The 7,461-nt window shown below is 44.2% G+C and carries 6 protein-coding genes; 1 reads left to right on the forward strand and 5 read right to left on the reverse strand.

Annotation, left to right across the window (positions count from 1 at the left end; all coding sequences use genetic code 11):
• Positions 1–12 precede the first annotated feature (12 nt).
• The 3 genes from FD47_RS10085 to FD47_RS10095 all read right to left on the reverse strand — a co-directional run bounded on the left by FD47_RS10085 (position 13) and on the right by FD47_RS10095 (position 4,245).
• Complete coding sequence (locus tag FD47_RS10085; RefSeq protein WP_056980619.1) at positions 13–2,064, reverse strand: glycosyl hydrolase 115 family protein; 2,052 nt, start codon at positions 2,062–2,064, stop codon at positions 13–15.
• Between the two features lie 173 nt (positions 2,065–2,237).
• Positions 2,238–2,609 (reverse strand): hypothetical protein, encoded by a 372-nt coding sequence (locus tag FD47_RS10090; protein WP_054735483.1) that lies wholly within the window; start codon positions 2,607–2,609, stop codon positions 2,238–2,240.
• Positions 2,610–2,646: 37 nt separating this feature from the next.
• Complete coding sequence (locus FD47_RS10095; RefSeq protein ID WP_054735479.1) at positions 2,647–4,245, reverse strand: MFS transporter; 1,599 nt, start codon at positions 4,243–4,245, stop codon at positions 2,647–2,649.
• Positions 4,246–4,579: 334 nt separating this feature from the next.
• Between FD47_RS10095 and FD47_RS10100 the strand changes: the two genes are divergently transcribed.
• Positions 4,580–5,383 (forward strand): AraC family transcriptional regulator, encoded by an 804-nt coding sequence (locus FD47_RS10100; protein WP_225425078.1) that lies wholly within the window; start codon positions 4,580–4,582, stop codon positions 5,381–5,383.
• Positions 5,384–5,517: 134 nt separating this feature from the next.
• On the opposite strand, the gene FD47_RS10105 is transcribed toward FD47_RS10100, so the two are convergent.
• Positions 5,518–6,513: a LacI family DNA-binding transcriptional regulator gene (locus FD47_RS10105; RefSeq protein WP_008211102.1), complete on the reverse strand. Its 996-nt coding sequence runs from the start codon at positions 6,511–6,513 to the stop codon at positions 5,518–5,520.
• Between the two features lie 233 nt (positions 6,514–6,746).
• Positions 6,747–7,461 (reverse strand): MFS transporter (locus FD47_RS15520; protein ID WP_162260756.1); only part of this gene is annotated, 715 nt, incomplete at its 5' end.

Here is a 7,461-nt window from a genome sequence, read left to right on the forward strand (position 1 = left end):
CGGGTTTAATAATTAGAGTTTATCAATCAATTTTTCACGCAGCTTCTTGGCTAACTGGTCGTCGTCCATCTCACGGTGCGTATTTGACAGCATCATTACCCGCGCCTCGGAGGTGGCCATAATAAGTTGTCGTTCCCAGCGATCCTCATCATCACTGTCGCCAAGGGTGCGAATATACTGGCGAAGGAATTTCAGCTTCTTGGCAGCCAATGGCATGTTGTCATAACCATCGTTGTCGTAAAAGTCGTACCACTTTGTTGACGGCTGATCCTTTTCAGCGCTCACAATGCCGTTCACGGTTTGATAAGCCTGATCGGCCAGTAAGAACGGTTTGAGGTAATCGTCAGGCTTCTTCGCGGATTGCGCTGCTTGATAGGCTTGAATCGTCAAATGAAGTGCCTGGAGCCCATTCGCTTGGAACAAGACGCTCAAATAGAAATCACCATAGAATGTCTTCAGATCATGGGCATTTAGTTCCAGCATCAGCTTTTTAACATCCAGAACTAATTGCTGCCAGGCCGGTAATTTAGGCGTAATCATGGCATCCAATTTAGTGCAGGTTTCATCCAAATCGGCATCGCCCACAACCCAACCGGCATCCGGCAATTTAGAACTATGGCTGACCCATGCTTTGATAATCCGGCGAATCAGGTATGGCGAAAATTCGTCACCGGCCGTTTCATCAGTATGCGGGCCGTACTGGATAATCGCCTGCCAGTACTTCTTGTACAGATCCTTAATTTCAGTTTGGTGATCACTGTAATACGTGTCAACGTAATCCCTTAAAATCGTCTCGTTGTCCCGTTGCTGATAATCAGCCAGCCAGGATTTTGCGGCTTCTCTGAGATAAAGAATATGGGGTTTAATACTCCCTGTGTTAATTAATTCCAGGGTGTCAAAGTGTTTTTCGCGAACCAGTGACAGCTGTTCTGAAACGAAAGCCGGACTATTTGGTAATAATCCCAGGAAGTTTGATGCCTGTAAATCATGGAAGGCAACGTGATAGTAAATGCCGCGCTGGCGGTTGTGTGGATTTGGCACATCCAAAATTGGTGAGCGTGGATTGTCCAACCCTTGACGGCGAGAAACCATCTTGCCATAACCGCTATCAGCCCAGATCTCAATAATATCGTCCGGGACATTAATTAATCCTTTGTTGTACAGACCGGTCAGCTCACCATAAACGTTTAGAACCATTGGGGCATCAGGATCAAGCTCTTTGACCATGTCATACTGCTCTTTAATAATCCCGTTAATGACGTCGGCAATGGCCTGATCGTCCCACTTCCGGCTGGTATCATCCAGCCAGAATGGCTTATCACCCTGACCACGAAAACCTAAACTGTAAATCGTTGGGGTACCCTTCTGCTCTAGAATGGCATCCCGCCAAAGCTTTCTAAATAAATCCGGATACTTCGTGAATGACGCGGTCAAATTGGGATACACCCTGGCAAAAATTTTAGCCCCAAGCGGCTCAGCATGATGATGGGCAATCATTAATCCAAATTCTTTAGCGGGGTTGCGATTAAGCTGAGAATTCTTATCCGTTCCCGGAACCACAACGTTACAGCCAACTCGCAAAGCAGTTTCAAAGATCCGCTGCCAAACGTATGTCTGGGAATCATGGTCCTTCCATCCCATAATTAATAATTCATCATTGATGAACCATGCCCGGTATTTAGTTGAATAGTCAGGTAAATGAAGGTCGAAGTTCGTCCATTCAATTGTCGGATAACTCTGGGGAAGGATATCCATAAAGTACCAGAAGTCGTCAACCTTGAGGATCTCCCGGGAAACTGCTAGAGCACCATACATCACACCGAGAGCAGTCTTGGCAGTGATACGAACCTTTTCAGGTGATATGAGGCTCACCTGAAAGTCATCTTCTTCTACGGGGACGTCAGCAGCAATTGTTAAATCAATCTGGTTGTCAGCACCCTTGGTGGTTGTCACCTTCGAAACATCTCTTTGCAGAATCATCGCCGCGTTTTTCAGCACCGGGTTGCGGAAATCAGCCGCAACAACTTTGGTGTTTTGAGAGATGGTAAACGTCTTTTTTGACAAACTAATTCTTCCTTTCTTACTTCAGTTCAGTTAACGAATTCGTTCAATAATCTTTAAATCATCCGAATCATTTGCCGCTAAAGATACAAAAGCGCCAGGACAGCCAACCGCACTGCCACTGCCGCTTTCATACCATATATTCACGTCACATCAATCATCGTTAATGGCCGATGTTAATCTTCGGATTTGCCGGAATCTGGTACGCCGGCAACTGTCTGGAAGACATCCGCTAACGACATATTTTGATCAGCAAATTTCTTATGAAGAATCAAATTTCGGAAATCCTCAATCGACATCGTTTCCGTCCGTTTGAACGGAAGTGCCGTCGTCATATTGTCACCGGCCTGATTCATCCCGGTTATCAACGTGATCACAATTCCTTTTCGACTGTCCAAGTGAACCGTGTAATGTTCATAATAGGAGGGAATGTCGTATGACCCCGTGAGTTCCTGATGATCCTTAAAGTAATTCGTGATGAACTCGTTAAACTTTTCTTTAGAAGCCAAAGCGGCTTTCCAATCCGTTTCATCATCCTGCTTTGCCATTCTAGCCACTCCTTTCATGCTCAAGACGACTTAGAAGTTAATTAGTTTTTGTATTCGCCTTTGGCTGATCATTCTTTTTCCAAAAATCAATACTGTCATACTTAACCCCGGTGAGGTCTTCACAAACGGCTTTGGTATGAGGATCAACATCCTTTGGACTACCGCCCTTTTGAAGACGGCCTAATTCTTGGGCAAGGACCTTAAATGTCTTCTTGCTCAAATGGAAACGGGCAGCGAAGAACATTGCCAATAGAATCATGAAACCAACCCCGCCGGATACGATAAAGATAATCATATCGGTTGCACTTTGAGGTTGTGAAACCGCGCCACTAGCTGATTGGCGGAAATGGGCAAAGTCCAATAAATAACCGGCAACAACTGATGCGAGTCCCTGACTAATCTGGTTAATAAAGGTCATTACTGAGGCGAACAAACCGGCTCGGTTCTTACCAGTAACCAACGTATCCAAATCGGGAATGAATGGGAAGACATTCCATGGTGCAAAGTACAGGATGTACAGCCCAACTTCGTAGAATGACATTCCGACGATCAGCCAAACCATCATGTGAACTGGGCGAGTGAAGGCAACGAATGCCCAGTTAGCCGCACTAATCAAGATTAGGGAGTAGCCAAACAGGTAAAGTGAGCGGTAGGTAAATTTAGTAACCGCAAACCCGGCAATAATCGTCACTGGAATTGAAACGATACTCAATGATTGTAAGAACCCTGAAACACTGGTCGACATCTTAAGCACATAAACAATGTAGTAAACAAAGACCGTTGAGAACAAAATCGTTGCAAAGTACGAACTTAAGTAAATCCCCATGTGAAGGCGGAAAGTTTTAATTTTGAAAGTTGAGAAGTAATTTTTCAACTCGGACTTAAGGTTGGGCTTTTGGCCGTTATTTTCTTCAAGGGCTTCTGCTTCAAGCTTCTTGGCTTCCGCCTTGGTTACAAAGTGTTCCCAAGTTGTATGGTAAGTGATCAAGATTAAGAAGAAGGTAACGACTGAGAAGATCACCTGCATTAAAATATATGGTTCTGGGGAAGTCTTTGGGAAATACTTGAACAATTGGGCAGGAACAAACTGAGTCAGCATCCCACCAAGACCGGCAATCACCATTCGGGTGGTTGACATCTTAGTCCGCTCGTTGAAGTTCTTGGTCATTTCATTTGGTAAGGTTTCCCAAGGAATCTGCAGCGTAGACATGAGGACGGTTACAATTAGGTAAGTAATCAGGTAGTACCAGAAGCTCATTCCGGCAACCCACATGGTAATTGCAATTAAAACGGCAGGGGCAGCAGCTAAAATAAATAAATGCCGCCGGCCAAACATCCGGCCAATTTTGTATTTATAAACGTTATCGGAAATGTTTCCCATGACCAATGACACAATGGCATTAGCCACCCGGCCAATCAGGAAAATCGTTGCCCCTTCACCAGCACTCAAGCCAGCAAATGTGGTGTAGAAGAACATTAACCAGGCTCCGACCAAGCCCTGCATTGAAATACTGAAGAACGAGAAAGCCCCAAATCCAAGGGATCTCATAATGCCAATTTTGCCACGACTCTTATAAATTCGCTTGTTGGCATATTCATCCCAACCATCGTGGACGGTTTGTTTTTGATTATCCATTTTTACCCTCCTAGGTATAATATTAATATATCACGAAAAAGTGAATCCGCTTACAACTGTGTATAAACCAGCCGTTTTATCTCTATATACCATCTCCATTGCGTTTGGAATTAAGCAATCGTCTTTTCAAGGAGTCCCTTGACAGCACGTAAACAAAAGAATAATAATTGCTGACGACGTGCTGGACATTTACTTAATCACTAATGTTCTGTACAATATAAATTGTAAACGCTTTAAAAAGCATATTCTTTGCGTTTTTTGACAAAACTATTGCAAAAAATGAGGTGATATTACGATAATCAACTTACCAGCGGACGGGACGCTACCAACCGACATTGTTTGCTCACATAATCGCAATCGATTTCACGACACGCCTTTTCACCACCACAGCCACCATATTGAGCTTTACCTTTTCATCTCCGGAAATGTCACGTTCTTTACAAAAAACGAGGCCTTTCCGCTTAAACGGGGCTATCTAATTGCCATTCCTGATGGCGTGTGGCATCGAGCCGTCACTCGAGATGACGTCCCTTACGAACGGATATTTCTCAACATCGACATTGACCTGATCAAGCAACTTTCAACTCCTAAGACCGATCTGTACAGATGTTTTGATGTCAGCGATCCCAAAGAAATTAACATCCTTAATCTCGGCAGCGACGCCTTTGACGATTACGTTAATTTTTGTGATGAACTAATTCCGACTCTGGATAAAGACGCCTATGGCAACGATATTCACCAACGCATCTTACTGGCTGAAATCCTGTTACTTGCCAACAAAGTTCATAAAATTAAGAAACAGCCCCGAAACATCATTCCCCCGTTCTTGGAAAAAGTCACCCACTTTATTGATGAAAATTTAGCGGATGACTTGAGTTTGGCTGCTTTTAGCAAGCATTTCTATTTAAATTCAACCTATCTTGACCGTTACTTCAAGCGGTACATGGGACTTTCTCTGCACCAATACGTGACCGAAAAACGCATTGAGCAGGCTAAACAGCTCCTGCGTGCCGGCAAGAACGTGACCGAAGTTTGTGCAAAGAGCGGATTTGGCAACTATAGTAATTTTATTCGATCGTTTAATAAACGCGTCGGCATTTCGCCAGGAAAGTACCGAACGAAATATCAATCAAAATAATCAGGAACTTTTTCTCAAATGGTTTGCGAACAAAAGGCATTAATCCAAGCGTTCCGCTCATGATTAATGCCTTCTGGTTTGCGATTATCAGGAACTGGTTTCCACTTTACAATTATGATCGATTGCGACCAAAGTTAAATACTACTTTCCCGTTCCATCAATTCAGTACCAATAATGGTGAGTTCCGGCACTTTTTTAGGATCCTTGACTCGATCCAGCAACATCTCAATCGCCCGCTCGCCCATCAATTCCGTATGGACGTGAACGGTAGTGAGTGCTGGGCTGGTGTACTTGGCGATGGCCACATCGTTAAAGCTGATGATGCTCACCCGTTTTGGCACGTTGATGTGGTGCTGCTGAAGAGCCCGTAAAACGCCGACAGCCATTGAGTCGCTCCCAATCATGAAGCCATGGGGCAGCGATTCACCAAGATCGGCAATGGCTTGACTCATAAGATCAAACCCCGATTCCGGCCCGAACGCTCCTTGATAAACAAACTTTTCGTTATAGAGTCCCTTACTGGTTAAATACTGATTAAACGTAGCAACTCGGGGATCCCGAACGTCCTGCTTTTCAGTGACGGTCAACTCCTGACCGGCAATCATGCCAATATCATCAATGCCATTTTGAATAAACCGATCAATAATCTTTCTAACCGGCGTCTCAAAGTCGCTGCGGATGCAATCAAGCCCGTATTCCAGATAATTTTCACCAATGCAAACAACTGGCAGCCCAAAGGATTGTAAGTGGGTCACTTCTGTCCGATCAAATTTACCGACCGCAATAATCCCGTCGAAATTCTTGATGCGGCTCTTATCAATTGATTCATAAGTAATCCGTTCAATCGAAGCCCCCAAGCTGGTGGCCTTGTTTTCAATGCCATACTGGATCTGAAGGTAATACAAATCCGACAGTTCCTCTTTATCAGTATGCCATTGAACAATCGCAATCTGCTTTCCTAACTTTGGTGTGCGTTTATTCCGCTTCTTATATTGAAGTTTTTCGGCAACTTCGAGAACCCGCCTTCTGGTATCTTCCCCCACGGAAAGGGTATCATCGAAGTTTAGAATGCGTGAAACCGTTGAAATGGAAACCCCGGCCTCGTTCGCAACATCTTTAATTGTTGTCATTGCTACCACCTATAATGCCTTAATTTTGTCGAGTACTTTTACCAATCATATTCCCAAATAATGATTGCTGGTTCCCTATATATACTGTTTCAGTTTACCACTTTAGAACAAATCCGTGAACAATTAGCTGACGGAAGTTTAAACGTTTTACAAAAAATCAAGAACCCCTTAATTTCTGAGTTCAATCAGAAATTAAGGGGTTCAATTTTTTAAATTAAGTTGTTAAAGATATTCTAGGCGTTTTCACTCGCTGTCCGGAGATGGTTATGAGTCATTAGCTTGATCAGCTCAATGACGGCGATCACCGTTGCAATGACGCCAGAAATCATGAACAGACTGTGGTCAGTCACACCAATGTTGATCAGCTTACTGACATATGGGCACAGAAAGTTTGCGCCGTTTGTTGCCAGCATTAGGACCGTCGTGGCATCGTTACCCATTCGCTTCGGGACGAAGGATAAGCCCTTCGAGAAGATGAACGGAATAAATAAGCCAAACGCAAACCCAACTCCAAACGCGCCGGCAACACAGCCAATTGCGGAATTAGCCGCGCTAATCGCAAAGACGCTGACGGCTTCAATGAGAACCGCCAAAAACAGGGTGTATCTTTTAAACAAGTGATAGACATTGCCGTAAATCATGCCACCAATAATTGTCCCAACTGACATGATAACAACCGCACTTGAGCCCACGGACAGTGAGCCGAAGTGATTTTCCAAAATATAGCTGGGGATCTTAACATTGACCGTCATGTAGAAAACCATCACAATGAACAAGACAACCCAGTAGTAGGCAAACTGGCTTTTGGCAGCGGTCGTCAACTTGGTCGGCCCACCGTCATGCTGCGCATCAACGTGGTCATAACGGACTTCGGGAACAAATAGGGCGTACAGAACCAGCAGTACAATTGCGATCAGATAAAAACTACTAAGCTTAGAGGCGTATATG

Source organism: Lentilactobacillus parafarraginis DSM 18390 = JCM 14109, assembly GCF_001435895.1.
GTDB lineage: Bacteria > Bacillota > Bacilli > Lactobacillales > Lactobacillaceae > Lentilactobacillus > Lentilactobacillus parafarraginis.

Bases quoted from the DNA above. Each gene is read 5' to 3' on its own strand.
- FD47_RS10090 (WP_054735483.1), bottom strand. From the start codon at position 2,609: ATGGCAAAGCAGGATGATGAAACGGATTGGAAAGCCGCTTTGGCTTCT.
- FD47_RS10095 (WP_054735479.1), bottom strand. From the start codon at position 4,245: ATGGATAATCAAAAACAAACCGTCCACGATGGTTGGGATGAATATGCC.
- FD47_RS10105 (WP_008211102.1), bottom strand. From the start codon at position 6,513: ATGACAACAATTAAAGATGTTGCGAACGAGGCCGGGGTTTCCATTTCA.